At 64.3% G+C, this 26,507-nt stretch carries 21 protein-coding genes; 7 read left to right on the top strand and 14 right to left on the bottom strand.

All coding sequences use genetic code 11. From position 1 onward, the window contains the following. Positions 1–75: 75 nt before the first annotated feature. Both K1X15_RS20480 and K1X15_RS20475 read right to left on the bottom strand, forming a co-directional pair. A complete protein-coding gene (locus K1X15_RS20480; protein ID WP_220305375.1) occupies positions 76–1,269 on the bottom strand; it encodes a class I SAM-dependent RNA methyltransferase in 1,194 nt (397 codons plus the stop codon). A gap of 245 nt (positions 1,270–1,514) precedes the next feature. Then, positions 1,515–2,081: a NifU family protein gene (locus K1X15_RS20475; RefSeq protein ID WP_220305374.1), complete on the bottom strand. Its 567-nt coding sequence runs from the start codon at positions 2,079–2,081 to the stop codon at positions 1,515–1,517. 114 nt (positions 2,082–2,195) lie between these two features. Here K1X15_RS20475 and K1X15_RS20470 point away from each other — a divergent pair, with 114 nt between their 5' ends. Beyond that, positions 2,196–2,606 carry an MAPEG family protein gene (locus K1X15_RS20470; protein WP_220305373.1) on the top strand — a complete coding sequence of 137 codons (411 nt, stop codon included), beginning with the start codon at positions 2,196–2,198 and terminating at the stop codon, positions 2,604–2,606. 86 nt (positions 2,607–2,692) lie between these two features. Here the strand turns inward: K1X15_RS20470 and K1X15_RS20465 are convergent, their stop codons facing one another. The 8 genes from K1X15_RS20465 to K1X15_RS20430 all read right to left on the bottom strand — a co-directional run bounded on the left by K1X15_RS20465 (position 2,693) and on the right by K1X15_RS20430 (position 15,656). Continuing rightward, positions 2,693–3,166 carry a universal stress protein gene (locus K1X15_RS20465; protein WP_220305372.1) on the bottom strand — a complete coding sequence of 158 codons (474 nt, stop codon included), beginning with the start codon at positions 3,164–3,166 and terminating at the stop codon, positions 2,693–2,695. An 18-nt stretch (positions 3,167–3,184) separates the two neighbouring features. Next, the gene (trpS, locus tag K1X15_RS20460) at positions 3,185–4,225 is read right to left on the bottom strand and encodes a tryptophan--tRNA ligase (RefSeq protein ID WP_220305371.1); all 1,041 of its coding nucleotides are present in this window, start codon (positions 4,223–4,225) and stop codon (positions 3,185–3,187) included. A gap of 85 nt (positions 4,226–4,310) precedes the next feature. Further along, complete coding sequence (murJ, locus tag K1X15_RS20455) at positions 4,311–5,870, bottom strand: murein biosynthesis integral membrane protein MurJ (RefSeq protein WP_220305370.1); 1,560 nt, start codon at positions 5,868–5,870, stop codon at positions 4,311–4,313. 183 nt (positions 5,871–6,053) lie between these two features. Beyond that, a complete protein-coding gene (locus tag K1X15_RS20450; protein ID WP_220305369.1) occupies positions 6,054–8,864 on the bottom strand; it encodes a [protein-PII] uridylyltransferase in 2,811 nt (936 codons plus the stop codon). After that, positions 8,845–11,559: a DNA mismatch repair protein MutS gene (mutS, locus tag K1X15_RS20445; protein ID WP_240549588.1), complete on the bottom strand. Its 2,715-nt coding sequence runs from the start codon at positions 11,557–11,559 to the stop codon at positions 8,845–8,847. The genes K1X15_RS20450 and mutS overlap by 20 nt, the downstream gene beginning before the upstream one ends. Before the next feature lie 136 nt (positions 11,560–11,695). Continuing rightward, on the bottom strand, positions 11,696–12,511 hold the full coding sequence (locus K1X15_RS20440; RefSeq protein ID WP_220305368.1) for a DUF2189 domain-containing protein: 816 nt from the start codon (positions 12,509–12,511) through the stop codon (positions 11,696–11,698). 140 nt (positions 12,512–12,651) lie between these two features. Next, positions 12,652–13,923, bottom strand: coding sequence for an O-acetylhomoserine aminocarboxypropyltransferase/cysteine synthase family protein (locus tag K1X15_RS20435; protein WP_220305367.1), 1,272 nt, complete (start codon positions 13,921–13,923; stop codon positions 12,652–12,654). A gap of 110 nt (positions 13,924–14,033) precedes the next feature. Continuing rightward, positions 14,034–15,656 carry a glycoside hydrolase family 43 protein gene (locus K1X15_RS20430; protein ID WP_220305366.1) on the bottom strand — a complete coding sequence of 541 codons (1,623 nt, stop codon included), beginning with the start codon at positions 15,654–15,656 and terminating at the stop codon, positions 14,034–14,036. Between the two features lie 86 nt (positions 15,657–15,742). Between K1X15_RS20430 and K1X15_RS20425 the strand changes: the two genes are divergently transcribed. Beyond that, on the top strand, positions 15,743–15,901 hold the full coding sequence (locus K1X15_RS20425; protein WP_220305365.1) for a hypothetical protein: 159 nt from the start codon (positions 15,743–15,745) through the stop codon (positions 15,899–15,901). A 151-nt stretch (positions 15,902–16,052) separates the two neighbouring features. On the opposite strand, the gene xylA is transcribed toward K1X15_RS20425, so the two are convergent. The 3 genes from xylA to K1X15_RS20410 form a co-directional block, all read right to left on the bottom strand. Then, complete coding sequence (gene xylA, locus K1X15_RS20420) at positions 16,053–17,360, bottom strand: xylose isomerase (protein ID WP_220305364.1); 1,308 nt, start codon at positions 17,358–17,360, stop codon at positions 16,053–16,055. After that, on the bottom strand, positions 17,357–18,820 hold the full coding sequence (gene xylB, locus K1X15_RS20415) for a xylulokinase (RefSeq protein ID WP_220305363.1): 1,464 nt from the start codon (positions 18,818–18,820) through the stop codon (positions 17,357–17,359). Before xylB ends, xylA begins: the two co-directional genes overlap by 4 nt. A 90-nt stretch (positions 18,821–18,910) precedes the next feature. Further along, a complete protein-coding gene (locus tag K1X15_RS20410; RefSeq protein ID WP_240549587.1) occupies positions 18,911–19,954 on the bottom strand; it encodes a LacI family DNA-binding transcriptional regulator in 1,044 nt (347 codons plus the stop codon). 136 nt (positions 19,955–20,090) lie between these two features. Here K1X15_RS20410 and K1X15_RS20405 point away from each other — a divergent pair, with 136 nt between their 5' ends. Then, positions 20,091–21,101 (top strand): aldose epimerase family protein, encoded by a 1,011-nt coding sequence (locus K1X15_RS20405; RefSeq protein WP_220305362.1) that lies wholly within the window; start codon positions 20,091–20,093, stop codon positions 21,099–21,101. Positions 21,102–21,200: 99 nt separating this feature from the next. Next, positions 21,201–21,908 (top strand): helix-turn-helix transcriptional regulator, encoded by a 708-nt coding sequence (locus K1X15_RS20400; RefSeq protein WP_220305361.1) that lies wholly within the window; start codon positions 21,201–21,203, stop codon positions 21,906–21,908. Positions 21,909–22,008: 100 nt separating this feature from the next. On the opposite strand, the gene K1X15_RS20395 is transcribed toward K1X15_RS20400, so the two are convergent. Then, on the bottom strand, positions 22,009–23,418 hold the full coding sequence (locus tag K1X15_RS20395; RefSeq protein WP_220305360.1) for a helix-turn-helix domain-containing protein: 1,410 nt from the start codon (positions 23,416–23,418) through the stop codon (positions 22,009–22,011). Between the two features lie 150 nt (positions 23,419–23,568). On the opposite strand from K1X15_RS20395, the gene K1X15_RS20390 reads away from it, so the two are divergent. The 3 genes from K1X15_RS20390 (at position 23,569) to cfa (ending at position 26,463) form a co-directional block, all read left to right on the top strand. Next, a complete protein-coding gene (locus K1X15_RS20390) occupies positions 23,569–23,796 on the top strand; it encodes a hypothetical protein (protein WP_220305359.1) in 228 nt (75 codons plus the stop codon). Positions 23,797–23,939: 143 nt separating this feature from the next. After that, positions 23,940–25,235 carry an isocitrate lyase gene (gene aceA / locus K1X15_RS20385; protein ID WP_220305358.1) on the top strand — a complete coding sequence of 432 codons (1,296 nt, stop codon included), beginning with the start codon at positions 23,940–23,942 and terminating at the stop codon, positions 25,233–25,235. 112 nt (positions 25,236–25,347) lie between these two features. Next, the gene (cfa, locus tag K1X15_RS20380; RefSeq protein ID WP_220305357.1) at positions 25,348–26,463 is read left to right on the top strand and encodes a cyclopropane fatty acyl phospholipid synthase; all 1,116 of its coding nucleotides are present in this window, start codon (positions 25,348–25,350) and stop codon (positions 26,461–26,463) included. The last annotated feature ends 44 nt before the right edge of the window (positions 26,464–26,507 follow it).

The raw sequence follows: 26,507 nt of genomic DNA, 5'->3' as shown, positions 1-26,507 counted from the left end.
ATGATGCCGCATATAACGCGCAAAATGCGGCGAAGTTGCGGGCAAGACCAAACCGGTATTGGCCAGGAGCTTGCGTCAGCGCCGAAACGTTGCCGCCAGCTCCACATGGGTCGACCACGCGAACTGATCCACTGCCACTAGACTGTTCAAGCTGAACCCAGCCTGAACGAGCAGGGCCGCGTCGCGGGCAAAGGTCCTGGGATCGCACGCCACCATCACCACGTGGCGCACCTTGGACAGTGCAATTTCCCTGACCTGCGCCTCCGCGCCGGCGCGGGGCGGGTCCAGCACCACGGTTTCGAAATTGAGCTCGAAGCGCGTGAGGGGATCGCGGAAGAGGTCCCGGGCCTTTGCGGTGACCGCCTTGAGACCCTTGGTGTGGCGCACTGCCTTATCCAGCGCCGCAATCCCGGCCCTGTCGCTGTCGGCGGCATAGACCGGGGCCCGCTTTGCGAGGCGCAAGGCAAACGGACCAATGCCACAGAACAGGTCGGCCACCGATTTCGCGGGACCCACCGCAGCCAGCACATATTCGGCCAGCACCTCTTCGGCCTCGGCGGTGGCCTGGAGGAAGCTGCCGATGGGCAGGTCGACTTCCGAGGCGCCCATGGTGACGCTGGGCTGCTGGCGCAGCAGGATCATCTCCTTGTCGAGCGCCAGCCGCGCCACACCCAAAGCATTGGCCAAAGGCACCAGTTTTTCGGCGCGTACACCCTTGGGCGCCTTGCGGACGCCCACATCGATACCGGCATTGGTGGCGGTGACGCTGATATCGCAATCGCCAATGGCGGCGCCGAGCGCGCGGGCGATGTCGGGCGCGCGCCTGAGTTCTGGCACCAGGATCGGGCAGGCATCGAGGTCGAGCAGGTCATGGCTCCTGAGCTGCATGTAGCCGGCGCCCGTCTTGCGGGCGTGCAGCGTGGCGCGGCGGCGCCCGGTGCCATGGGCGATGATGAAGCGTTCAACCTGCGTATCGATGCCGGCATGGCGGAGCGGGGCTTCCACGAGGCCGGTCTTGAACGCCTGGTAGCTCTGCGCATCCATATGCTGCAACTGGCAGCCGCCACAGATTCCGAAATGCGGGCAAAGCGGTTCCACCCGGTTCGGGGCAGGGGTCTTGATGCCGACCAGTGCGCCACGATCCCCATCCAACCTGATGTCCACGACTTCGCCGGGCAGCGCAAAGGGCACGAAAACCTTCTTGCCATCGATCAGGGCGACGCCCTCGCCCTTATGGCCAAGGCTTTCGATGGTAGCGGTGATGGTCATGGCGTTCCGGGGGCTTGCTGGGGCGGAAGTAGCGGTTTTGAGGGACTATGTCACCCCACCCTCAGTCCCTCCTCATCAAGGGGAGGGATGCAAAGGACCGAACCACCAGTGTTCATCGTCTCCCTCCCCCTTGTGGGGAGGGACCAAGGGTTGGGGTCCCAAATAGCATCCCAAATAGCCAGGGGCCCGATCATTTCTGATCAGGCCCCTGGCTTGCTGCTTAACTTTTTTGCCTTTGGCCGGGCTCAAACCTGCTGGACGGCTTCCACGCCCGGCACGAAGTGGCGGAGCAGGTTTTCGATACCGTTCTTGAGGGTCGCGGTCGAGGAGGGGCAGCCCGAGCAGGCGCCCTGCATATGAAGGAACACGGTGCCCTCCTTGAAACCCTTGAAGATGATGTCGCCACCATCCATGGCGACCGCCGGACGCACGCGGGTCGCGAGCAGTTCCTTGATCACCTCGACCATTTCCTTGTCGTCCGCGTCGAAGAATTCCTCGCCATTGTCCGAAACGGCACCGGCCGCCTGGCCCTCGGCGATGACCGGCTTGCCGGACAGGAAATGATCCATGATGACACCGAGAATGGCCGGCTTGATATGGGCCCAATTGGTGTCGTCCTTGGTGACCGAGATGAAGTCGGAGCCGAGGAACACGCCGGTGACGCCGGAAATGGCGAAGAGGCCCATCGCCAGCGGCGAGACCGCTGCGGCGTCGACCGACCGGAAATCGCGCGGCTCGCCCACCAGCACTTCGCGCCCCGGCAGGAACTTCAGGGTCGCCGGATTGGGCGTGGCTTCGGTCTGGATGAACATGGCGTTTTCCGCTGCGTCGGTACGATTAGAATGCTTCTAAAATAGACTTTTGGACTGCAAGCGCAAGGGCAATAATGCTAGCTCTGCGTGATCGTCAGCCAAGGGGTGCTTCGAATGTCCCTCGAATTCTGGACCCTGTTCGGCGCCATGATCCTGGGCCTCGTGCATCTGAGTGCGGCCTCCTTTGCGTTCAAGGCGCAGGTGGGAAACCTTTATACGGTCGGGGCCAGGGACGCCAATCTGCAGCCCGCGGGAGTGGCGGCCCGGCTGGAGCGGGCGCAGCGCAATTTCCTCGAAACCTTCCCCATTTTCGTCGCCGCGGTGCTGATGCTCGAATTTATCGGTGGCACGGGTGGCTGGCTCAGCGTCAGCGGCTGCCTGCTCTATCTCGCCTTCCGATGCCTCTATCTGCCGCTCTATGCGCTGGGCCTGCCCTGGATCCGCACCTTCAGCTGGAACGCCGCCACGGCAGGACTGGCGCTGGTCATGATCGCCATTCCTCTTGAGGCCCGTGGGGGCATTTGAGACCTTCCTGCCATTCGAGCACAGCTCTCATAGCCTGCCTCGCTCAAATCATGCCACCGGCATGATTTGGCCGCTGAGCGGCACACTCAGCAGATCGCGATGACTTCCTCGTCGCTCATACGGCCGGGGACGATGGTCAGGGGAATGGGCAGCACATTGGCGCGGGCCGCGAAATGGGTCACCAGGGGGCCCGGTCCCTCGGGCGACTTCGACGCCGCAAGCACCAGAATGGCGATGTCGTGATCCTTGTCGATGACGCGTTCGATCTGTTCGGGGCCATTGCCCTCGCGAATCACGGATTCAGTGCGGACGTCGCCGATTTCCCTGATGCGGGCCAGGCGCATGTCGAGATTGCGTTCGGCCTCCTCGACCGCCTCGGCCCGCAGCACATCCTCGACGCCCAGCCCGATGAATTCGGGCTTGGGGATGATGGTCATCAGCACCACCGTGCCGCCCGTGCGCTTGACCCGCCAGGCGGCAAAGGTCAGGGCGCGGTCGCATTCCTCGGTCTCGTCGATGACTACCAGGAACTTGCGCTTGTATTCGACTTGCGAAACCAAATGGGCCTCCGGGTTTCCTTAGCGAATGAAGCCGATGATAGAACGAACCTCTCGCATTGTCTGTTCGGCAATGACACCGGCGCGCTCGCCTCCATCACGCAGCACTGCGTCGATGGTTTCCGGATCATCGAGCAGGCGGCGCATTTCATCGGCCATGGGCGCCAGCACCGACACGGCCAGCTCGGCCAGGGCCGGCTTGAACTTGCCCCAGCCATGCCCGCCGAACTCGCCCAGCACATCCTGCTTGGACTTGTCCGACAGGGCGGCATAGATGCCCACGAGATTGTCGGCCTCCGGGCGATCCTTGAGCCCGTCGACCTCATGCGGCAGCTCCGCCGGATCGGTGGTCGCCTTCTTGATCTTCTTGGCGATGGCGTCAGCATCGTCGAGCAGGGAAATGCGCGACTGGTCGGACGGGTCCGACTTGCTCATCTTCTTGGTGCCGTCGCGCAGGCTCATGATGCGCGTGGCCGGGCCCGCGATCAGCGGCTCGGTGATGGGGAAGAACTGGCCCTCGACGGTCGCGACGCCCTCTGCGGCGATGGACGCGGCATAGTCATTGTTGAACTTGGCCGCGATGTCGCGCGTCAGTTCGAGATGCTGCTTCTGGTCGTCGCCGACCGGCACATGGGTGGCCTTGTAGAGGAGGATATCGGCGGCCATGAGCGAGGGATAGGCAAACAGACCCAGCGAGACATTTTCGCTGTTCTTGCCGGCCTTGTCCTTGAACTGGGTCATGCGGGCCATCCAGCCCATGCGCGCGACGCAGTTGAACACCCAGGCCAGCTCGGCGTGCTGGACCACCTGGGACTGGTTGAAGACGATCGAGCGCTTCGGATCAACGCCGGCGGCAATAAAGGCAGCCGCGACCTCGCGGGTGGCGCGGCGGAGCGCATCGGGCTCCTGCCAGACGGTGATGGCGTGCATGTCGACCACGCAATAGATGGTCTCATGCGTGTCCTGCAGGGGCACGAAACGACGGATGGCGCCGAGATAATTGCCCAGATGCAGGTCGCCGGATGGCTGGATGCCGGAGAAGACGCGGGGACTGAACGACATGGAGGCCTTCAACAGAAACGGGAGATTCCGGCCTCTTCTATACGGAGCGAGGCGCGATGAAAACCGCTAGAGCTCTTTGTCCTGTCTAGCCGCGCCTGAGGCGCCGCAGCAGCAGGCCGAGGGGCTGCGTGCCGCTGACGTGAATGAGCGTGAAATAGACCAGCACGCCAAAGCCGATCAATGACGCCAGCACGCCGGACTGGCGCCAGAGCGGCACCCCGCTCATCAGATGCGCCGCGCCTTGCCGCGCCAGCACCCAGAGCGCACAGCCCATGACGAGGCTGATCAGCGCGATGGCGAGCTGGCCCCGCCATTGCCGGCGCGTCAGCGCGAAATGGTGGCGGAGGGCCAATGTGCCGGCGAGCAGGAGCACGTTGAGCCAGGAGGAAGCGGCGGTGGCGATGGCGATGCCGACATGCAGGAAGCTGGGAAACAGAAGGAGCGAGATGGCGATATTAGCCACGACGCTGACCCCGGCGAATATTGTCGGCGTGACGGTGTCCTCGCGGGCAAAGAAGCCCGGCTGCAGCACGCGGATGAGCACATAGGCCGGCAGGCCCGTGGCGAAGGCGATGAGGGCCTCGGCGGTCTGGGTCGTCGCCAAAGCGTCGAAGGCACCGCGTTCGAACAGGACCCGCACGATGGGTTCGGCCAGCGCGATCAGCGCCACGGCGGCGGGCATGGTGAGCAGCATGGACACGAAGAGCGCCTGGTCCTGGCTGGCCCGCGCTTCGGCGTCGCGTCCGCCCTTGAGGTGCCGCGAGAGCTCGGGCAACAGCACCGTGCCGATGGCAATGCCGATAATGCCCAATGGCAGCTGGTAGAGCCGGTCGGCATAGGAGAGCACCGAAATGGCGTTGTCGGCGCCCGAGGCAATGATGGTGCCCACAAAAATGTTGATCTGGGTAATGCCGCCGGCCAGGATCGCGGGCACCGCCAGCACCCAGAAGCGCCTGACTTCCGGGTCGAGCCGGGGCAGCCGGAAACTGGGCCGGAAGCCGGCCCGTTCGATGGCCGCCCAGACCAGCACGAGCTGGGCGATGCCGCCGCCCATGGTGGCGATCGCCACCCAGATGGTCGCGTCGGCCGGCGCCTGGACCCAGACGGTGGCCAGTGGCACCAGCATGGCAATATTGACGATATTGAGCAGCACCGGCGCGAAGGCGGCCGCGAAGAAGCGCCCCAGCGTGTTGAGGATGGCGCCATAGGCGGCCATCAGCGACATGCAGGCCAGATAGGGGAACATGATCCGCGTCAGCAGCACGGTCAGCTCGTATTTGGCCGGATCGTCGGCAAAGCCCGGCACGAAGGCCAGCATGACCTGGGGCATGAAGATTTCGGCCAGGAGGGTGACGATGAACAACATCACCACCAGCCAGCTCATGATGCGGGCGGCGAGCAGCCTGGCCCCCTCTTCACCCTCGCGCTCCAGGGCACCGGAGAACATCGGCACGAAGGCGGTGTTGAAGGCCCCTTCGGCGAACAGGCGCCGGAACAGGTTGGGAAAGCGGAAGGCCGCAAAGAAGGCGTCGGCGGCCGGCCCGGTGCCCAGCACTGCCGCCATCAGCGCATCCCGGGCAAAGCCGGCCAGGCGGCTGAGCAGGGTCAGCGAGCCCACGGAAACGAAATTGCGGAAGAGACTCATGGGGTAACGCACCCCCACCCCAGCTTCGCTACGGCCCTTCGGCCGAGCTGCGCTACCCTCCCCACAAGGGGGAGGGAGGTGATGAACTCAAGCGCCTCGGCCCTGCGCCTCCCTCCCCTCGATGGGGAGGGATTGAGGGTGGGGTGGGGCCACGCACTCCAGTCTGGCGGCTCCCACAGCACGTCACCCATTGGCCTGCCTTTTGTCCTGACCCTTCTCCTCTTGCGGCCGCTTGAACACGGCCATCAGCGCGTCGTGAATCTTCTTCTGGCGTGACTTGACGTGGATCTTCTGGCCCGTGAGGTCGGTGACGTAGAAGACGTCCACGGCCTTTTCGCCATAGGTGCCGATATGGGCCGAGCCGATGGTGAGGTTGAGATCGGAAATCTCGCGGGTCAGCGCATAGAGCAGGCCGATGCGGTCGAGGCCGGAGACCTCGATGACGGTGAACTTTTCCGAGATGGCATTGCTGACAACGACCTGGGCCGGCAGGGCGAAGGGCCTGAGGCGCTTGTTGTGCCGGCTTTCCTTGCCCAGGTCGATCAGCACCTGGCGCTTGCCCTGCAGGAGCTGCTTGACCGTATCGATGATTCGGGTGGCGCGCACCTTCTCGTCCTCGTCCGACGTGAAAGTGCGGCGCAGGCGGAAGGTGTCGATGGCGCGGCCATCGCGAGTCGAGAAGATCTGCGCGCCGATGATCGAGGCATCCTGCATGGTGCAGGCACCGGCGATCAGCGAGAGCAGGCGAGGGTGATCGGGCGTATAGAAGCTGACCTCGGTGATCCCCTCGAAGGCCTTGACGCGGATCGAGCCGGCGAAGGGCTGGTCGCTGCTGTCGGCACTGCGGATCATCTTGGCGTGTTCGAGCTGCAGTTCGGGCTCGGCGCGCAGCCAGTAGTGATCGTAGTGCCGGGCGGTATAGGCCTCGATATCGGCCGGCGCCCAGTTGCTGAGCGCCTGGGTGAGCGCCTTGCGGGCCTCGTTGACGCGATCGGACTGGCTGACCTGGCTGTGGCCGCCCGAGAGCAGGGGCTCGGTGGCGAAATAGAGGGCGCGCAACAGGCTTCCCTTCCAGCCTGTCCAGGTGCCGGGGCCCACGGCCCGGATATCGCAGGCGGTGAGGATCATCAGCAGTGCCAGGCGCTGGGGCGATTGCACCACATCGGCAAAGCTCTTGGCGGTTTCGGGGTCCTGGATGTCGCGCGCCTGGGCGATCTCGCTCATCAGCAGGTGATATTCGATCAGCCAGGAGACGGTGTCGGTCTCGGCCTCGGTCAGGCCGAAGCGCGGGCAGAGCTTTCGGGCGATGCGGGCACCGGCGATCGAGTGATCCTCGGGGCGGCCCTTGGCGATGTCGTGCAGGAACAGCGCCACATAGAGCAGGCGCGTGTCGTTAAGCTGGGGCAGCAATTCATGGGTGAGCGGCAGTTCATTGCGGAGGCCGCCATTGGCGATCTCGGCCATGACGCCGACCGAGCGGATCAGGTGCTCGTCCACCGTGTAGTGGTGGTACATGTTGAACTGCATCAGCGCGACGATCTTGCCGAAGTCGGGCACGAACTTGCCCAGGACCCCGCTCTCGTTCATCTGCCGCAGGATACGCTCGACATAGTTGGGATTGGTGAGGATGGTCAGGAAATGCGCATTGGCCCGGGGGTCATTGCGCAATTTGTTGTCGATCAGGCGCAGGCTGTCGCGGATATGCTTGATGGCATCAGGATGGAACAGCAATTCCTCGCGGCCGGCCACCATGAAGGCGCGGATGAGATTGACCGGTTCCTTCTCGAACACGTCCGGCGAGGTGATGTTGAGCCGGCCGGTATCGACGATGAAGGCCGTCTCGCCCTTGATCCGGGTCTTGCCCGAGCGGAAGGGGGCGAGCACGCGCCCCACCAGATCCATGTCCTTGGCGTGATGGAATTCGAGAGATGCGCAAATGATGCGGGTTAGGTCGCCCACATCCTTGGCGACCAGGAAATAGCGCTTCATGAAGCGCTCGACCCCCAGCATGCCCAGCCGTTCGGCGTAGCCCATGCGGCGCGCCAGCTCGGGTTGCACGTCGAAGGTCAGCTTTTCGTCGGCCCGACCGGTTATGAAATGCAGGTGGCAGCGCACCGCCCAGAGGAAATCCTCGGCGCGCGAGAACAGCCGGTTCTCGGCGGCGCTCAACACCCCCTTGTCGACGAGGTCGTTGCTGGACTTGACCTGATAGAAGTACTTGCCGATCCAGAACAGGGTGTTGAGATCGCGCAGGCCGCCCTTGCCGTCCTTGATATTGGGCTCGACCACATAGCGGGTATTGCCCATCTGCTTGTGGCGCTCATCGCGCTCGGCCATCTTGGCAGCGATGAATTCGGGGCCGGTGCGCGGCATGATCTCGGTTTCGAACCGGTGCGTCAGCTGGTCGTAAAGCGCCCTGTCGCCAGTGAGGAAGCGCGCTTCGAGCGTGGCGGTCCGCACCGTCATGTCGGCGCGGGCCATGCGGATACACTCGTCGACCGAGCGCACGGCATGGCCGACCTTCTGCCCCAGGTCCCAGAGCATGTAGAGAATATATTCGGTAACCTGTTCGCCCCAGGGCGTCTGCTTATAAGGCAGGATGAAGAGCAGATCGATGTCGGAACCCGGCGCCAGCGTGCCGCGGCCATAACCCCCCACCGCCGAGAGGGCGATGGCTTCCGCGCCCGAGGGATTGTCCACCGGATAGACCCGCGTGGTGGCAAAGCGATGCACCGCGGTGATGATTTCGTCCTGCGCCGCACACAGGTTCTGGGCGCAGCGCGTGCCCTTGGAATTGGCCAGCAATTCCGCCTCGGCGCTGGTGCGGGCCTCCGCCAGGGTGTGGCGGATATGGGCCAGCACGGCTGCGCGGGCCGTGGGCGAGCGCGCCGGTTCCTCGCCCACCAGGGCGTCGAGTTCGGCAAGAATGGTGTCGGCGGTCTTGAGCGCGAACTGTGGCTTTCTGGGCCTGACCTCAGCTTCGGCGAGCGTCATCGCGGATTTTCTTTAGTTGATAGAGCGCTTCGATGGCCTGCAATGGTGTCATCTCGTCGGGGCGAACGGCGTCGAGCGCTTCATGGATGGGGTCCTTGCCCTTGGGCGCCGGGGCAGGCTGGTGGGCAAACAACGGCAGATCGTCTAGCACGCTGGCTTTCTGGCTGGAAGAGGCGGTGCCCGCCGAGCGCTGTTCGAGCACATCGAGCACCTGACGGGCGCGGGCAATGACCGGTTCGGGCAGGCCGGCCAGCCGCGCCACCTGGATGCCATAGGAACGATCGGCGGCGCCGGGGCCGACCTCGTGCAGGAACACCACCTCGCCCTCCCATTCGCGCACCTTCATGGTGACATTGGCAACGCGTGACAGGGTCTTGGCGAGGCTGGTCAATTCGTGAAAATGAGTGGCGAACAGCGCCCGGCAACCGGTGGTCTCGTGCAGCGCCTCGACCGCGGCCCAGGCGATGGAGAGGCCATCGAAAGTGGCGGTGCCGCGCCCGATCTCGTCGAGGACCACCAGCGATCGCCGGGTGGCGCGGTTGAGGATGGCGGCGGTCTCGACCATTTCGACCATGAAGGTCGAGCGGCCATGGGCAATGTCGTCGCTGGCGCCAACGCGGGAGAACAGCCGGTCGACAACGCCGATATGGGCGCTGTCGGCAGGCACGTAGCAGCCCATCTGCGCCAGGATGGCGATCAGCGCATTCTGCCTGAGAAAGGTGGACTTACCGCCCATATTCGGGCCGGTGACCAGCCAGAGCGACCCGCCGCCGATCTCTTCGCTACCCGAAAGATCGGCGTCGTTGGCAACAAAGCTCTGGCCTTCGGCCTTGACCATCAACTCCACGACCGGATGACGCCCGCCGGAAATGGCGAAAGCAAGGCTGTCATCGACGATCGGGCGGCAATAGCCGCGCTGGGCGGACACTTCGGCGAGAGCGGCGGTAACGTCGAGCTCGGCAAGGGCATCGGCAAGCCCCTGCAATTGCGCCGTCAGGTCCAGCACCGCATCGCGCAGGCGGGCAAAGATGTCGAGCTCGATCTCGAGCGCCGCGTCCTGCGCCCGCGCGATCCGGCCTTCGAGTTCGGCCAGTTCGGTGGTGGTGAAGCGCATGGCATTGGCCAGCGTCTGGCGGTGGATGAAGGCCTCGCGCCAGGGCGCCTCGAGCAGCTTCTGGCCGTGGGCGGCGGGCACCTCGACGAAGAAGCCGAGCACGCCATTGTGCTTGATCTTCAACGACCGGACATCGGTCTCGTCCATGAGGCGGGCCTGCAAGGCGGCCACCACGGCGCGCGTCTCGCGGCCAAGGGACCGTTCTTCGTCCAGCGTGCCGTCATAGGCGGGCCGCACGAAGCCGCCATCGCGGGTGAGCAGGGGCAGTTCGTCGTCCAGTGCCAGGGCCAGTTCGCTGGCCAGCGGCCGCGGCGCCGCGTCGAGAATGTCGGCCAGACCGGCCAGCACGCGCGGCAGATCGGGCTGGCCCTTGAGGTGGGCCGCCAAGTCCAAGGCCGCCGACACCGCCTTGCCAATGGCCATCAGGTCGCGCGGCCCGCCGCGTTCCAGCGCCAGGCGCGACAAGGCCCTGGCCAGGTCCGGCGCCGTCTTGAGGTCCTGGCGCAGCCTTGTGCGCAGCAGCGTGTCATCGACGAGCCTGCCGACCGCATCGAGCCGCTCATTGACCAGGTCGGCCCGGCGCAGCGGTGCTGCCAGCCGGCCGGCGAGCAATCGCGCCCCGGGCGCGGTGACCGTCAGGTCGATGGCATGGCGGAGCGAACCCTTGGCCTGCCCGCGCTGGGTCTGGAGGATTTCGAGCGAGGATCGCGTCGCCGCGTCAATGGCCATAACGGTTTCGGCGGCATTGCTGAGCGGCGCGCGGAGCGGGGCGGTACGCCCCTTCTGGCTTTCCCCCACATAGGTGACCAGCGCGCCAAGGGCGGCGCGGCCCGCACGGCTGAGGGCGCTGGGATCGAACCTATCGGCGGGAAAGGCCGCCCGCAACACCGGCATGGCCGCTTCGCTATCCGCCAGCGCCGCTGGAATGGCGGTGGCGATGCCAGACCAGGCCGGGGCGAACAGGTGCCGTTCCGTAAGCGCGGCGCGGGCGGCATCGGTGAGCAGCAGTTCGGCCGGCGCAATGCGGGCCATCTCGTCCTGCAGGGCATCGGCCGAAAGATCGGACACGAAAGTTTCGCCGGTCGAGATGTCCGCCCAGGCCAGGGCAAAATCGGTGTCGCCATGGCGCACCATGGCGAGCGCCGCAAGATAATTGGCCGAGCGCGCATCGAGGTGGTCGTCCTCGGTCAGCGTGCCGGGGGTGACGAGACGGACCACGTCGCGGCGGACGACGGATTTGGAGCCGCGCTTCTTGGCCTCGGCCGGGTCCTCCATCTGCTCGCAGATGGCGACGCGATGGCCCAGCTTGATCAGCTTGTTGAGATAATCATTGGCAGCGTGGATGGGCACGCCGCACATCTGGATATCCTCGCCCAGATGCTTGCCACGCTTGGTGAGGACAATGCCCAGGGCGGCGCTGGCGATCTCGGCGTCCTCGAAGAACAGCTCGTAGAAATCGCCCATGCGGTAGAAAAGCAGATAGCCGGGATTGACCGCCTTGATCTCGAAATATTGCGCCATCATGGGCGTCAGGGCCGCAGGGGCGGCGCCGGCTGTGGCCTCGAAGGGGGTCTGGTCCATGGGCGCGGGCGTCAGGGCTCGAAAATGAACCCGGACCTTAGGCGGTTCGCGCGCAAAATCCAACCGGGCCCGGGGGGTTTTCAAGTCCCGATATCATGCGGCTGGATCGCGCGCGATTGGAGCAGCGCAGCCCGCCTCAACTGCCCCGGATCATCGAGATGGGTTCGACCAGCTTGCGATAGAGGTGCCAGGTGGCGTGCCCGAAGATGGGCAGCACCACTGCCAGGCCGACGAACAGGGGCAGGGAGGCCAGGAACAGCCCCGCCCCCACGATGATGCCCCAGGCCAGCAGCGGCACGAGATTGTGGCGCACCGCCCGGAGCGAGGTTTCCACCGCCACATAGGCACCGACATCCCGGTCGAGCAGCAGCGGGAAGGCGATGACGCTGGTGCACAGCACCACCAGCGCAAAGAGCGCGCCAAGCCCGGTGCCGGCGACCAGCAATGTCATGCCGCCCGGTTCGCTGAAAATCTGGTTGGCAAGGCCGATAAGGGTGTGGGGCGGCGCCGCCCCGAAGAGGCTTTCATAGAGCGCCTGGGCGCTGGTGAGCCAGAGGGTGAACAAGACGAAGAGCATGGCGCCCACCGCCAATATGCTGCCAATGGCGGGGGAGCGCAGCACGCTCATGGCGTCGCGCCAGCTGGGATCTTCGCCGGCCTCGAGCCGGCGCGAGACTTCATAGAGTGGCAGCGCGGCGATGGGCCCGACGAGCGCAAAGCCGCCAACCAGGGGATAGAGCAGGGTCCAGGCGTGCCAGCCGTTCATCCACACCGTGAGCACAATGCCGATGATCGGATAGATCAGCATGAGCAGCACATAATGGCTGGGCTTGGCCCAGAAATCGGCCGCGCCGCGCCTAAGCACGTCGCCGAGATCGCCCAGTGTGATGGTTCGGATCGCCGGCATGTCCAGCTTTTCGCCGGGTCCGGCCATGATATGCATGCGGGCCATGGTCAACACTCCTCCGTACATTGGAGGCCGCAAGCTTTGCGAAAGCGCATGACCGGCGCGAGACGCAAGACTGCGACCGCTATGAAAGAGAGTCTACGCCCGCGCCGGGGACTTGTCGCCCCCGGCGCGGGATTTCTTGATCAAGCCTTGGCGAGGGCCTGGTCGATATCGGCGATGATGTCATCGACATGCTCGATGCCCACCGAGATGCGTACCAGGTCCTCGGACACGCCGGCGCGCTTCAATTCCTCGGGCGAGAGCTGGCGGTGGGTGGTGGTGGCGGGGTGGCAGGCGAGCGATTTGGCATCGCCGATATTGACCAGCCGCAGGATCATCTGCAGGGCGTCGATAAAGCGGGCACCCGCTTCCTTGCCGCCCTGGATGCCGAAGGAGAGGATGCCCGAACCGGACCCCTTCGAGATTTTCTGCGCCGTGGCGTGATATGGGCTGTCCTCAAGGCCGGCATAGTTCACCCAGGCCACCTTGGGATGGTTCTTGAGGTGCTGGGCGACCTTGAGCGCATTGGCGCAATGGCGCTCCATGCGCAGGCCCAGCGTTTCCAGGCCCTGCAGGATCATGAAGGCGTTCATGGGCGAGAGCGCCGCCCCGGTATTGCGCAGCGGCACCACGCGGGCGCGGCCGATATAGGCCGCCGGGCCCAGCGCCTCGGTATAGACCACGCCGTGATAGGACGGGTCGGGCTCGTTGAGAACCGGGAAGCGGGCTGCATTGGCCTTCCAGTCGAACCGGCCCGAATCGACGATGACGCCGCCGATCGAGGTGCCATGACCACCGATATATTTGGTCAGCGAATGCACGATGATATCGGCCCCGAAATCGAAGGCGCGGGTGAGATAGGGGGTCGCCACCGTATTGTCGACGATCACCGGCACGCCGTGGCGGTGAGCGATCTCGGCAATGCGCTCGATGTCCACTACATTGCCGGCCGGATTGCCGATGGATTCGAGGAAGACGGCCTTGGTCTTGTCGTCGATGGCCTTTTCGAAGCCCTCGTAGTCGTCGTGATGCACCAGCCGCGTCTCGATGCCCTGGCGGGGGAAGGAGTGGACGAACAGGTTATAGGTGCCGCCATAGAGCTGGGAGACCGAGACGATATTGTCGCCGACGCCGGCAATGGTCTGGATGGCATAGGTGATGGCGGCCATGCCCGAGGCCAAGCCCAACGCGCCGATACCGCCCTCCATCTCGGCGATCCGCGCCTCCAGAACCGCGGTGGTGGGGTTCATGATGCGGGTATAGATATTGCCCGCCACCTTGAGATCGAACAGGTCGGCCCCGTGCTGGGTGTCATCGAAGGTGTAGGAGGTCGTCTGGTAGATCGGTACGGCCGCCGCCTTGGTGGTGGCCTCCGATTCATATCCATGATGCAGGGCGATGGATTCGAGTTTCATTGTTGGCTCCCTTTGACTCGCGACAGCCAGACTCGCCGGTCAACCCGAAAATGACAAGGCGCGGAAGAGACAAGCCGTTCTCTCCCGCGCCTTTGATTGAGACGACGATGCTATTTGAGGCTGTCGATCTCGTAACGGTCCGAGGCATCGTGCTGCGGACGATAGAGGAAATAGTCAAAGCTGGCCGGGCTCGCGGTGCCGTTGAGGTCGCTGGCCGCCATGCCGACAAAGGCACCGGTGAAGCTGCCATGCGCCTGGTGACCACCGCACTCGTCCGAGAGAATGGACGCATCGAGCACCGGGCCGATGGGCTGCAGTTCCTGGCCTTCCAGCGCGTAGAAGAATTGCAGCGCCTTGCCGCGAATGGTCAGCGCGAGCTTCACCTTGCCCTCATTGGGGATCTGCACCGGATCGGCGGGGAAGCGAAGATTGCCGTCGGGCCAGGAGATTTCCGAGCTCATCAGCAGCAGTTCGCGCTGCCCGTCGGAGTGGGCGGTGACCGCGAGATAGAAGAAGTTGTAGCGGCTGTAATAGGCCGTCAGCCCGGCAAAGGTGCGCTCGTCGGTGGGAGCGAAGTCGACCACGGTCTCGGCATCATAGGAGAAATGCTGCTGACGCCGCGCCACCAGCGCCTGCTCGAACCAGGACCCGATGGATTCGCGCCCGAAAAGGGTCAGCTTGCCGCTGTCGGTCGAGAAGATACGTTCCGTCTCGGGCGTGCGCAGCCATTGGAAGTCGATGGGCAGGCCGTTCTCGAAGGTGTAGCGCTGCTCGGCCCAGTAGTTGGCCTCGTCGCGGGTGCCGGGCACCTCGACATGGAGCGAGGGCACCGGGCCGTTCTTGACATAGAGCCAGTCGTCCTCGCCCCAATAGGCTTCCTGGATCGCGGTTTCGCGACCGAGAACGCAGCGGCGTTCCTGGGTGGTCGGGCGACCGGTCAGGTGCACGAGATAGGTCTTGCCCTCCGGCGTCTCGACAATGTCGCCATGGCCGGCGCGCTGCAGGGCGGCCAGTGGCGCGTCCTTAGAGGTCAGGATGTGCTTGTCGGGATGGGTCTCGTAGGGCCCGTCGATAGTGCGCGAGCGGGCAAAGGTGCAGGCATGGTCATAGGCCGTGCCGCCTTCGGCGGTGAGCAGATAATACCAGCCATTGCGCTTATAGAGATGCGGGCCTTCGACCAGCTTGAGGTCTGTACCCTTGTAGATGTTCTTGATCGGGCCGACGAGCTTGCCGGCCTTGGGGTCGAATTCCTGCAAGACGATGCCGGCAAACAGCAGCGGCCGCCGGCGGTGGTCCCAGGTCATGTTGACGAACCACTTCTTCCCGTCGTCGTCGTGGAACAGCGAGGGGTCAAAGCCCGAGGAATTGACATAGACCGGGTCCGACCAGGGCCCTTCGATCTTGTCGGCCCAGACGATGTAATTATGCGCGTCCTTGAACGAGCCGTCCTTGCGCTTGACGTCGGTATAGACCAGCCAGAATTTGTCCCCGTCATGGGTGAGGCAGGGCGCCCAGACGCCGCAGCTGTCCGGATCGCCGCGCATGTCGAGCTGGCTTTTCCGGGTGAGCGGACGGGTGATCAGCTCCCAGTTGGCGAGGTCTTTGCTGTGATGGATCTGCACGCCCGGGAACCACTCGAAGGTGGAGGTGGCGATGTAGTAGTCATCGCCCACACGCAGAATGGACGGGTCCGGGTTGAAGCCGGGGAGAATGGGATTGGTGATGGTTGGCATTGCAATCTCACAAGTGTTTAGTCAGTCGGATTTTTCCAGCTGGAGCAGTCATCCGTCGCGCTGCGGTACCAGTCCTTGAGACTGGTATGCCGCTGCACGATCTCGAAGCCATTTCCCTGGCTGGTCCAACCTTGAATGAGCACCACATCATAGACGCCGCCACCGTGGTCACAGATGCAGGCACAGTCATCGGTATCCTGACGACGGGCGAAAACTATCAACGGGCGGTCCTCGGCGTGATTTGACCACCTGAGGTCCGCCCGAAAGATCTGGTCACTTGGTAGCAGATACCAAGGTTGAAGTTGGGTGGACGGCGCCCACCCAATCAGTTCGTCCCTGACCATCTCTCGGTAGTACGGATAGCGCGCCGACAGGTGGTCAGGTGACATAGGAGCCTCAAACGAACCGGTTGACCAGGTTTTCGAGATACTCCTGGCGGCCGGAGCGCGGCTGGGGATTGATGTTTTCGGCCAGCACCCAGTCTGAAATCTGCTCCAGTGTGCGGTCGCCCTTGAGCATGGCGGCGGCACCGGGCTGGTTCCAGCCGGCATAGCGTTCGTCCATGAGCGTATCGAATTCGCCGTCCTCGATCAGGGCCGCGGCGCCCTTGAGGCCCCGTGCCAGCGTGTCGAGGCCACCGATGTGACCATAGAGCAGATCGGCCGGGTCGAGCGACTGCCGGCGCACCTTGGCGTCGAAGTTGAAGCCGCCCTGGCCCAGGCCACCCTGCTTGAGGATGTAGTAGAAGGCCAAAGCCATTTCACCGGCATTGTTGGGGAATTGGTCGGTGTCCCAGCCGGACTGCAAATCGTTGCGGTTGGCGTCGACCGAGCCGAGCATGCCCAGCGAGGAGGCGACAGCCAGCTCGTGTTCGAAGGAATGACCCGCGAGGAAGGCGTGGCCGACTTCGATATTGCACTTCACTTCCTTTTCCAGCCCGTAGCGCTGCAGGAAGCCATAGACCGTGGCGACGTCGTAGTCGTACTGGTGCTTGCTGGGCTCCTGCGGCTTGGGCTCGATCAGGATCTGGCCCTTGAAGCCGATCTTCTTGGCGTGCTCGATGACCAGGGTGAGGAAGCGGGCCATCTGGTCCTGCTCGTGACCCAGCTTGGTGTTGAGCAGGGTTTCGTAGCCCTCACGGCCGCCCCAGAGCACGTAGTTCTCGCCGCCCAGCTCATGGGTCAGTTCGAGCACATTCTTCACCTGGCCGGCGGCATAGGCGAAGACTTCCGGATCGGGATTGGTGGCGGCGCCCGCCATATAGCGGCGGTTGGAGAAGAGATTGGCCGTGCCCCAGAGGAGCTTGGTGCGCTGGCTCTGCATCTTCCTGGCGAAAATCTCGCCGATGGCGCGGACATTCTTGTTGCTTTCCGCCAGCGTCTCGCCCTCGGGAGCGATATCGACATCGTGGAAGCAGAAGAAGGGAACGTCGAGCAGGTCGAAGAACTCGAAAGCCACATCGGCCTTGAGCCTGGCGCCTTCCATGCCCTTGTCATACCAGGGGCGGTCGAAGGTGCGGCCGCCGAACGGGTCGCCGCCCTCGGCGGCAAAGGTATGCCAATAGGCGATGGCCGGACGGATATGGTCTTCCATGCGCTTGCCGGCGACGATCTCGTCCTTGTTGTAGTGGCGGTAGGCCAGCGGATTCTTGCTGGCAGAACCTTCAAACTTGACCTGGTTCAGGCCCTTGAAAAAATCGGTCACGAACGTGCCTCCTCGATGGCAGGGTAGAGTGCGCGATAGCGCGTGTATTGATCGGTATAGGCGGCCGACAGCTTGTGGTCGGGCGCGATAATGGTCTTGATCGGCGGCATGGACATCACGTCCACTGGGTCGGCGCCGGTGGCAGCGCAAAGACCCAGGCGGGCCGCCCCCAACGCACCGCCGAAATCGCCGTCCTCGGGGAGGGCGATTTCCATGTCGAGATTGGTGGCCAGCATTTTCAGCCACAGGGCCGACTTGCTGCCGCCACCCACCGCCAGGAGGCGGTTGATGGAGGTGCCCGCATCGGCCAGGACGCGCTGGCAATCGCGCATGGCGAAGGTCACGCCTTCCATGACGGCCTGGGCCAGTTGGGCGGTGTCGGTGGACTGGCTGAGGCCCACAAAGGAGCCGCGGGCATCGGCATTGTTGTGCGGGGTGCGTTCGCCCGAAAGATAGGGCAGGAAAAGGGTCTCGCCCGGCCCCTTGAACTGCGCCTCGGCCTCACCGGACAGCTCGGCCTGCTTCTTGCCGGTGATGCGGCTCAGCCAGTTGAGGCTGTCGGTAGCCGAGAGGATGACGCCCATCTGGTGCCAGGTATCGGGGATGGCGTGGCAGAAGGCATGGACGGCGCCCTCGGTATTGGGGCTGAACTTCTCATTGGAGACGAAGAGCACCCCCGAAGTGCCCAGCGAGACAAAGCCCTCGCCGGGCCGGATGGCGCCGATGCCGCAGGCGGCCGCGGCATTATCGCCGGCGCCGCCAGCGACCACGACGGGCCCCGACATGCCCCAGCGGGCCACGAGTTCGGGCTTCAATTGGGCCGAGACAGCGGAACCTTCGACGAGGCGCGGCATGTGTTCGCGGGTCAGGCCGGTGACGCCGAGCAGGGCATCGGACCAGTCGCGCCGCGCCACGTCCATCCAGAGGGTGCCGGCGGCGTCCGACATGTCTTCCACATGTTCACCGGTCAGAAGCAGCCGGACATAGGCCTTGGGCAACAACACCTTGCGGATGCGCGCATAGATGTCCGGCTCATGCTTGCGCACCCAGGCAATCTTGGGAGCGGTGAAGCCCGGCATGGCGATATTGCCGGCAATCTCTCGAAGACGCGGCAGCTTGGCTTCCATCTCGGCGCATTCGGCGGCGGAGCGCCCATCGTTCCACAAGATGCAGGGCCGCAGCACGTCGTCATTCTCGCCGAGAAGCGTGGCACCATGCATATGGCCGGAAAGCCCGATGCCCTTGACCGCTGCAAGCTCCCTGGGATGGCTCTGGCTGAGCGCGTCGATGGCCCCCAGCGTGGCCGTCCACCAATCGGCAGGATTCTGCTCGGACCAGCCGGGACGCGGGCGCACCGGCTCGACGGCGGGCGCCGATGCATCGCCCAGGGCTCTGCCGTTCTCGTCGATCAGCAGCGCCTTGACGCCGGAGGTGCCGATATCAATACCCAGAAAGGTCATGAGGCACGTACCTCATGAAATCCGAACCTAAACATCGTAACGTCCTCCCGCCCTTTCAGGGCTACGCCGATTTGATGATTGGCGCGCTTCTTAGCGCAGATTGTCGCGCAGGAAAATCCCAATTTCAATGGGGTCAGTCGCGGCAACCCGGCTGGCATCGAGCGCCAGGGCGCGGGCCGCGGCAATGGCTTCGCGGATTTCGCCATCCGGGTTCTGGTCCAGCACGACGTCGATGGCGCCGCTGATGAGGCCGGCCCGGGTGGGCGCCGTCAGCTCATGGGCGATGACGCGCAGGGACCCGCTGCGGCCCGAGGCTTCCAGCGCCGTCACCAGCCCCGCATTGCCAGCGCCCAGATTGTAGAGCCCGGCAAGATCGGGATGATCGGCCAGCAGCTGGCGGATGATCTTGGCGGTTTCGGTGCGTTCGTCATGGCCCTCGAGCGGGCCGATAATGGCAATGCCGGGGAACTCCGAGGCCAGCGCTGCCCGAAAGCCCTCAAGACGTTCGGCATGATCGCGCAGATGCAGCGAGCCGGCCACCACGGCGACCTTGCCGCCCTGGGGCAGGAACCGCCCCATCAGCGAAGCGGCAGTGCGCCCTGCCGCGACATTGTCGATGCCGATGAAATTGCGGCGGGCCGATCCGGGCAGGTCGGACACCAGCGTCATGACGGCAATGCCCCGGCGATGCGCGGCATCGATGGCGGCAAGCACTTCAGGCTCGTCACTGGATACGATGACAGCGCAATCGCAGCTGCGCGGATCGAGCTGGTCGAGCCCGGCCGACAGGGCGGCGGGATCGAGCGCGCGCACCCGGCGCATGTCGAGATGGATGCGGTCTGCCAATGCCAGAGGCGACCGGCGATGCACCGCCTCGGCGAGACTATCCATGAACTCGTTGGAGCCATCGGGGATGAAGAACACGACGCTGAGGTCGCGTGCCCGCGCCATCAGCGACGCATTGAGATCGCGCGAGAAGCCGAGCCGCGCGATCGCTTCCTCGACCTTTTCGGCTGTGGCCGCGCGGACGCCGGGACGGCCATTGAGCACCCGATCCACAGTCGCCAGCGACACTCCTGCGGCCCTGGCCACATCATGGACCGTGGCCCGGCGTCTGATCGTTTCTTCGCTCAAACCTGTTCCCCTACCGCACGCGAATTGCGCCGCCGCACGATTGTGGGCGCAACACGAAAGGTCAAGTGCAGCGTTGCAGCCAGAGGGCGAATAGCGCTACAGCTCCGCCCCGATATATGGGGACGAGGGAACGATCATGGCCATCGCAGTTACCGGTTTCGGCGAGCATAACGGGCAACGGGTGGATCAATTCCGCCTCACCAGCGACACCGGCGTCACCGTCGACATTATCGGCTATGGCGTGGTCGTGCGGGACTGGCGCGTGCCGGTGGCCGGCAGCGAACGCAGTGTGGTGCTGGGTTTCGATCATTTCGACGCTTATCCCGCCCATAGCCCGCATTTCGGCTCGCTGGCCGGGCGCGTCGCCAATCGCATCAAGAATGCCAGCTTCGAGCTGGACGGGGTCACCTACCAGCTGCCGGCCAATGCCGGCGACCTGCAATTGCATGGCGGCGCCGAAGGGCTGGGGCGACAGGTCTGGCAGGGCCAGGCCGACAGCGCCAATAATGCGGTGCGCTTCACGCATTTTTCGCCCGATGGCGCCATGGGCTATCCCGGCAATGTCAATTTCGCGGCGACCTATACGCTGGCCGGCAACCGGCTGCGGCTCGAACTGACGGCCACGACCGATCGGGCCACCCCGATCAGCCTGGTGCAGCACCAGTATTTCAACCTCGGCACCACCGACACGGTGCTCGACCACACCATCCAGGTCAATTCGAGCGCCTATACCGAGCTGGGTGCGGACCTGGCGCCCACCGGCGCCATCCTGCCTTCGCGCGGCACCGTCTATGACCTGCGCCAGCCCCGCACCATGCGCGACGCCAATGGGGCACCGGTCGATTATGATATCGGCATGGTGCTCGACACCGGCCGCAAGACCGCCGACCCGATCGCCCATGTGGTCGCCCCGGATGGGGAGCTGACACTCAAGCTCTGGAGCGATCGCCCCGGCGTTCAGGTCTATAACGGGGTGTGGACCGATGTGCCGGTACCAGGTCTAGGCGGCAGGCACTATGGCAAGCATTCCGGCTTCTGCCTCGAAGACCAGGCCTTTGCCGATGCGGTGCACAATCCGCACTTTCCCAATGTCATCCACTCGCCCGACCGGCCCTATAGCCATTGGTGCGAAATCGAGATCGCCTGATCGGCGCAGCGTTAGCGGCTGGCTGCTGACGCGACCTGTCAGACCCTACGATCATTCTCCCGCCGGATTGCTGGCGGGGGCCGCGATGGAGGAATGCACATGGACAAGACCGAACGCCTGTTCTCGATCATGGATGCGCTCCGGCGCCATCGCCGGCCGATCACGGCCGCGGCCCTGGCGGAGGAGCAGAACGTGTCGGTGCGCACGCTCTATCGCGACATCCAGACGCTGATCGGGCTGGGCGCGCCCATCGATGGCGAGGCCGGCGTGGGCTATATGCTCAAACCCGGCTTCTTCCTGCCGCCGCTGATGTTCAGTCCCGAGGAGCTGGAAGCGCTGGTGCTGGGGGCACGCTGGGTCGAGACGCAGCCCGATGACGGATTGAGCGCGGCTGCCCGCAACGCACTGGCCAAGATCGCCACGGCCTCACCGGAGGATCTGCGCGACCGGATCAGCGATACCGCGCTCTGGCCGGTGGCGCTGTGGGGGCAACGCAAGCCCATTCCGGTGCTGGGCGATATCCGCCTTGCCATGCGGCAGGAGAAAGCCGTCACCATCGATTATGAGGACGAGCAGGGGCGCGCCACCAGCCGCACCATCTGGCCAGTGGGCCTGGCCTTCTATGAAGGCAAGCAGACCATTGCCGCCTGGTGCCTGCTGCGCCAGGATTTTCGCAATTTCCGCACCGACCGCATCGTCTGCCTCACCATTACCGAGGATCGCTATGGCAAGCGCCGTGCGGTGCTGGAAAAGGAATGGCGCGCCAGCTGGACGCATGACCGGCGCAGCCAGGACAGCGAGAACTAGAGCAGCTCCCGTTCTGATTGAATCAGAACGGGCGCTCTATTTCTTTGCTTTGTCGCGTTTTCGAACCGCAAAAGTGGGGTCCACTTCTGCTGAAAACGCTCTAACCCATTCGCGCATAAAGGCTTTCGGGGCGGATCGTCTCGTCGATGCGGAAGCGGTGGTCGGCCGGGGGATGGGCGCGCTGTCCGCATTCGAGGCGCGGGCAGATACGGCATCCGACCCCGATCGGCACCACCTGCTGATCGCTGGATAGGTCGATGCCGTCCGAATAGATCAATTCCTTGGCGTGGTGGATGGCGCAGCCCAGCCCCACCGACAGGTAGCGCCTTGGCGCGTTGTAGCGGTAATCGCCCTTGGTGATGGTGCGCGCGATGCAGAAGAAGCGCTGCCCATCCGGCATCTGGCTGACCTGGACACTGATGCGTTCGGGCGCGAGGAAGGCCGCATAGATGTTCCAGCGCGGGCAAGCGCCGGAATGGCGCGGAATATGAATGCCCGAGAGCGAGAAGCGCTTGGAGATGTTGCCCGCGATGTCGGTGCGCACCAGATGCAGCGGAATGCCGGACGCGCCCTTGCGCTGCAGCGTGGTCATGCGGTGGCAGACCTGCTCGAAACTGGCGCCAAAGCGCCGGCCCAGCCGCTCGATATCGTAGCGGTAATCGCGGCAGGCCTTGAGGAAGGGCGCATAGGGCATGATCAGCGCGGCGGCGAAATAGGCCGATAGCACGTTGCGGGCAAGGGCCGGGGCGTCGCCCTCGGGCAGATCGGAGGTGGCAATGATTTCGGCCATTTCCGCCTCGGCCGCCAATTGCCCGATCTGCTGGGCAAGCAGGAAGCTGGCGCTTTCGGCGGCCAGCAGATCGGAGACGAGCAGATGGCGTCGGGCCGCGTCGAGCTGGCGGGCGATGCCGTGGGGCAGGGAGGCCAGCCGCACTTCCAGGCCGAAGACGTTGAAGAGATAGGTGCGGATGGCCGTCTCGAAACTGTCTCCAGCATTGTCGATATCGGCGCGCACACGCTCGGCCGCATCCTCAAGGCTGGGGAAGTGGTTGGAATTGGCCTGCAGGAAATCGGAGATGGCATCGGTCGCCAGGTGGAAGGGCTCCGCGTCGCCTTCCTGCCTGGGAGCAGGGGCGCCCGAGGCCAGCAGGCGATAGCGGTCATAGAGCTTGAGCACCGCCCTGGCCGCGGCCGGATTGGCCTGGGCGAGATCGCGGATCTCGTGATTGGTCACGTCGCTGTCGGCGAAGATGTCGTCGCCGAAGGCCTCCATGAGGTCGCCCGCCAGCCGGCCCTCGTCACCGTCCACCAGTTCCCCCGGCTCCACCCCGAAATAGCCGGCAATGGAGAACAGCAGGGGCACGGTCACCTTGCGCCGATTGTGCTCGATCAGGTTGAGATAGCTTGCCGAAATGCCCAGCGACTGGGCCAGGTCGGCCTGGTTGAGGTGGCGCTGCCGCCGCAGCCGCTTGATGCGGCCGCCGATCTGGCCTTCAGCGGTGTCGACCATGTTTCCTCCTCCGCCGGATTTACAAGCTTTACAGCTTCTGTGCCGGAAATTGACCGCAGCTTTACAGCTTTACTGGCCTCTATTCGGATATCTCTTGCATATCTGACGCGTTTGTCAAATCTTTACAGACATCAGCGAGGAGGAACTCCAATGTCCCCGACCACAGAACAACGCGACGAATACATCACCATCATCGCCCCGACCGCCAATGAGGCCATGGCCCAGTTCAAGGCCCGCGGCCTGGCCGCCCAGGGCTTTGCCATTGCCGGGCGCATCGGCCGCCACCAGTTCACGCTGGTGGGTGGAGAAGATGCGCAGGAGCTGTTTTCCGGGGCCGGCATGATTGCCGCCACCTTCTCGCGGAAGGTGGCCGTCTAGCCATCCCTTCAGGAGGCGGCTTCCGCCACCACTCTGGCGCTAGCAGGCTGGCGCCGATCACACCCAGAAAGTTCCACGTGAATCATTGCCCTCCGCTGCATGCGGCGGAGTGGCGCCGCCATGTCCAGACGAGGAGACAAGACATGCTCGACAAGCCGAACAGCCCCGAAAGCTTCCCGACGCCGGACTATGCTCCGGATCGCTGGAAGACCATCGCCCGCAGCTATGCCCCGGCCGATGTCCGTCGCCTCAGCGGTTCGCTGCCGATCCGCCATACACTGGCCGAAAATGGCGCCAGGAAGCTCTGGCAATTGCTGCATTCGGAAGACTTCGTGCCGACCCTGGGCACCTTTACCGGCAACCAGGCGGTGCAGCAGGTGAAGGCGGGTCTCAAGGCCATCTACCTCTCCGGATGGCAGGTGGCGGCCGACGCCAATTCGTCAGGCAATATGTATCCCGACCAGTCGCTCTATCCGGTCGATAGCGTGCCTGCGGTGGTCAAGCGCATCAACAAGGCGCTGCAGCGTGCCGACCAGATCCAGGCCATGGAGAAGGCCGACGGCCTGGCGACGACCGATCTCGACTTCTTCGTGCCCATCATCGCCGATGCCGAAGCCGGGTTTGGCGGCGCGCTCAATGTGTTCGAGTTGATGAAGGCGATGATCGAGGCCGGGGCCGCCGCGGTGCATTTCGAGGATCAGTTGGCGAGCGAAAAGAAGTGCGGACATCTGGGCGGCAAGGTGCTGGTGCCGACCAGCCAGTTCGTGCGCACGCTCAATGCCGCGCGCCTGGCGGCCGACGTCATGGGCGTGCCGACGCTGATCATGGCCCGCACCGATGCCGAAGCGGCCCGTCTGATCACTTCTGATATCGATGACTATGACAAGCCTTTCGTCACCGGCGAACGCACGGCCGAGGGTTTCTATCGCCTCAAGGGCGGCATGGATTGCGCCATTGCCCGGGGGCTCGCCTATGCGCCCTATGCCGATCTCATCTGGTGCGAAACCTCAAAGCCGGACCTGGAGGAAGCGCGCCGGTTCGCCGAAGGCATCCGCCGGGAATATCCCGACCAGATGCTGGCCTATAATTGCTCGCCCAGCTTCAACTGGGCCAAGCATATGGACGAGGCCGCCATGGCCCGGTTCCAGCGCGAAATCGCCGCCATGGGCTACAAGTACCAGTTCATTACCCTCGCCGGCTTCCACAATCTCAGCCTTTCAACCTTCGAGCTGGCCCGCAGCTACAAGGAGCACGGCATGGCCGGCTATTCCAAGCTGCAGCAGGCCGAGTTCGCCGCCGAAGCCCATGGTTTCTCCGCCGTCCGGCACCAGCGCGAGGTGGGGACGAGCTATTTCGATGCCGTGTCGATGACGGTCAGCGAAGGCCAAAGCGCCACCACGGCGATGGCGGAATCGACCGAGACGGCGCAGTTCCACTAGCATTGCCGACACACCAGCTGCGGGCGGCCTTGGCCGCCCGTGCCCCCTCTTGAACGGCAAGGGCCAATGGGCTTAGGATTTTATCCTGTGTCCATAGGGCTTTGCCGTTATCATGACGTCATCTGCCAAACACTTCGTGCTCGACCAGCTTGCCAAGGCCGGCGTTACCGTCGCCCCGGCGCCGCATGCCGAGCTCAATGTTCACGACGAACGGCTTTACGCCCGCCTGCTGCGCGATGGCACGCTGGGCCTGGGCGAAGGCTATATGGATGGCTGGTGGGATGCCGAGCCGCTCGATGGCGTGTTGTTCAAGCTGGCCAAGGCGCAGGTGCATGACGCCTTCCCCCGCGACCTGCCGCTCCTGATCAGCGTCGCCAAGGCGCGGCTCCTGAACCTGCAGCGCCTGCGCGTACGCGAGGTCGGCGAACGGCACTACGATCTCGGCAATGATCTCTACGCCGCCATGCTGGACAGGCGCATGGTCTATTCCTGCGGCTATTGGGCCGAGGCGACGACGCTGGACGCGGCGCAGGAGGCCAAACTCGACCTCATCTGCCGCAAGATCGGCCTCGGGCCGGGCATGCGCGTGCTCGATATCGGCTCGGGCTGGGGCGGGTTTCTGCAATTTGCCGCGGAACGCTACGGCATTTCCGGCCTGGGCGTCACCGTCAGCAAGGAGCAGGCGGCCCTTGCCAATGACCGTGCAGACGGTCTGCCGATCGAGACCCGGCTCATGGACTATATGGACCTTGAAGGCACGTTCGACCGGGTGGTCTCGATCGGCATGTTCGAGCATGTCGGATACAAGAACTACCGCGCCTATTTCGAGAAGGCCCGATCCCTCGTCGCGCCGGATGGCCTGTTTCTCCTGCACAGCATCGGGGGCAATTTCTCGTCCACCCATGGCGACCCCTGGACCGAAAAATACATCTTTCCCAATGGCATGCTGCCCTCCATCGCCCAGATCGGGCAGGCGATCGAGGGCCTCTTCGTCATGGAGGACTGGCACAATTTCGGCGCGGACTATGATCGCACCCTGATGGCCTGGCGTGACAATTTCGACGCCGCCTGGGCAGGGCTGTCAGCGCGTTATGACGAGCGCTTCCGGCGCATGTGGCGCTATTATCTCTCGGTCTTTGCCGCCCTGTTCCGCGCCCGGCAGATCAATCTGTGGCAGGTGGTGCTCTCGCCCCGGGGCATCCAGGGCGGCTATCGGCGGGTCAGCTGACCGGCAAGCCGGCCGTGATTCACGTGAAACGCTTGTCCACAGAC

The sequence above is a fragment of the Devosia salina genome (assembly GCF_019504385.1).
Classification (GTDB): Bacteria; Pseudomonadota; Alphaproteobacteria; order Rhizobiales; family Devosiaceae; genus Devosia; species Devosia salina.
Note: the sequence above shows the minus strand (reverse complement) of the source record. Positions and strands in the feature narration are given on the sequence as shown.

Bases quoted from the DNA above. Each gene is read 5' to 3' on its own strand.
- K1X15_RS20480 (WP_220305375.1), bottom strand. From the start codon at position 1,269: ATGACCATCACCGCTACCATCGAAAGCCTTGGCCATAAGGGCGAGGGC.
- K1X15_RS20475 (WP_220305374.1), bottom strand. From the start codon at position 2,081: ATGTTCATCCAGACCGAAGCCACGCCCAATCCGGCGACCCTGAAGTTC.
- K1X15_RS20470 (WP_220305373.1), top strand. From the start codon at position 2,196: ATGTCCCTCGAATTCTGGACCCTGTTCGGCGCCATGATCCTGGGCCTC.
- trpS (WP_220305371.1), bottom strand. From the start codon at position 4,225: ATGTCGTTCAGTCCCCGCGTCTTCTCCGGCATCCAGCCATCCGGCGAC.
- murJ (WP_220305370.1), bottom strand. From the start codon at position 5,870: ATGAGTCTCTTCCGCAATTTCGTTTCCGTGGGCTCGCTGACCCTGCTC.
- K1X15_RS20450 (WP_220305369.1), bottom strand. From the start codon at position 8,864: ATGACGCTCGCCGAAGCTGAGGTCAGGCCCAGAAAGCCACAGTTCGCG.
- mutS (WP_240549588.1), bottom strand. From the start codon at position 11,559: ATGGACCAGACCCCCTTCGAGGCCACAGCCGGCGCCGCCCCTGCGGCC.
- K1X15_RS20440 (WP_220305368.1), bottom strand. From the start codon at position 12,511: ATGGCCCGCATGCATATCATGGCCGGACCCGGCGAAAAGCTGGACATG.
- K1X15_RS20435 (WP_220305367.1), bottom strand. From the start codon at position 13,923: ATGAAACTCGAATCCATCGCCCTGCATCATGGATATGAATCGGAGGCC.
- K1X15_RS20430 (WP_220305366.1), bottom strand. From the start codon at position 15,656: ATGCCAACCATCACCAATCCCATTCTCCCCGGCTTCAACCCGGACCCG.
- K1X15_RS20425 (WP_220305365.1), top strand. From the start codon at position 15,743: ATGCCGCTGCACGATCTCGAAGCCATTTCCCTGGCTGGTCCAACCTTG.
- xylB (WP_220305363.1), bottom strand. From the start codon at position 18,820: ATGACCTTTCTGGGTATTGATATCGGCACCTCCGGCGTCAAGGCGCTG.
- K1X15_RS20405 (WP_220305362.1), top strand. From the start codon at position 20,091: ATGGCCATCGCAGTTACCGGTTTCGGCGAGCATAACGGGCAACGGGTG.
- K1X15_RS20400 (WP_220305361.1), top strand. From the start codon at position 21,201: ATGGACAAGACCGAACGCCTGTTCTCGATCATGGATGCGCTCCGGCGC.
- K1X15_RS20395 (WP_220305360.1), bottom strand. From the start codon at position 23,418: ATGGTCGACACCGCTGAAGGCCAGATCGGCGGCCGCATCAAGCGGCTG.
- K1X15_RS20390 (WP_220305359.1), top strand. From the start codon at position 23,569: ATGTCCCCGACCACAGAACAACGCGACGAATACATCACCATCATCGCC.
- aceA (WP_220305358.1), top strand. From the start codon at position 23,940: ATGCTCGACAAGCCGAACAGCCCCGAAAGCTTCCCGACGCCGGACTAT.
- cfa (WP_220305357.1), top strand. From the start codon at position 25,348: ATGACGTCATCTGCCAAACACTTCGTGCTCGACCAGCTTGCCAAGGCC.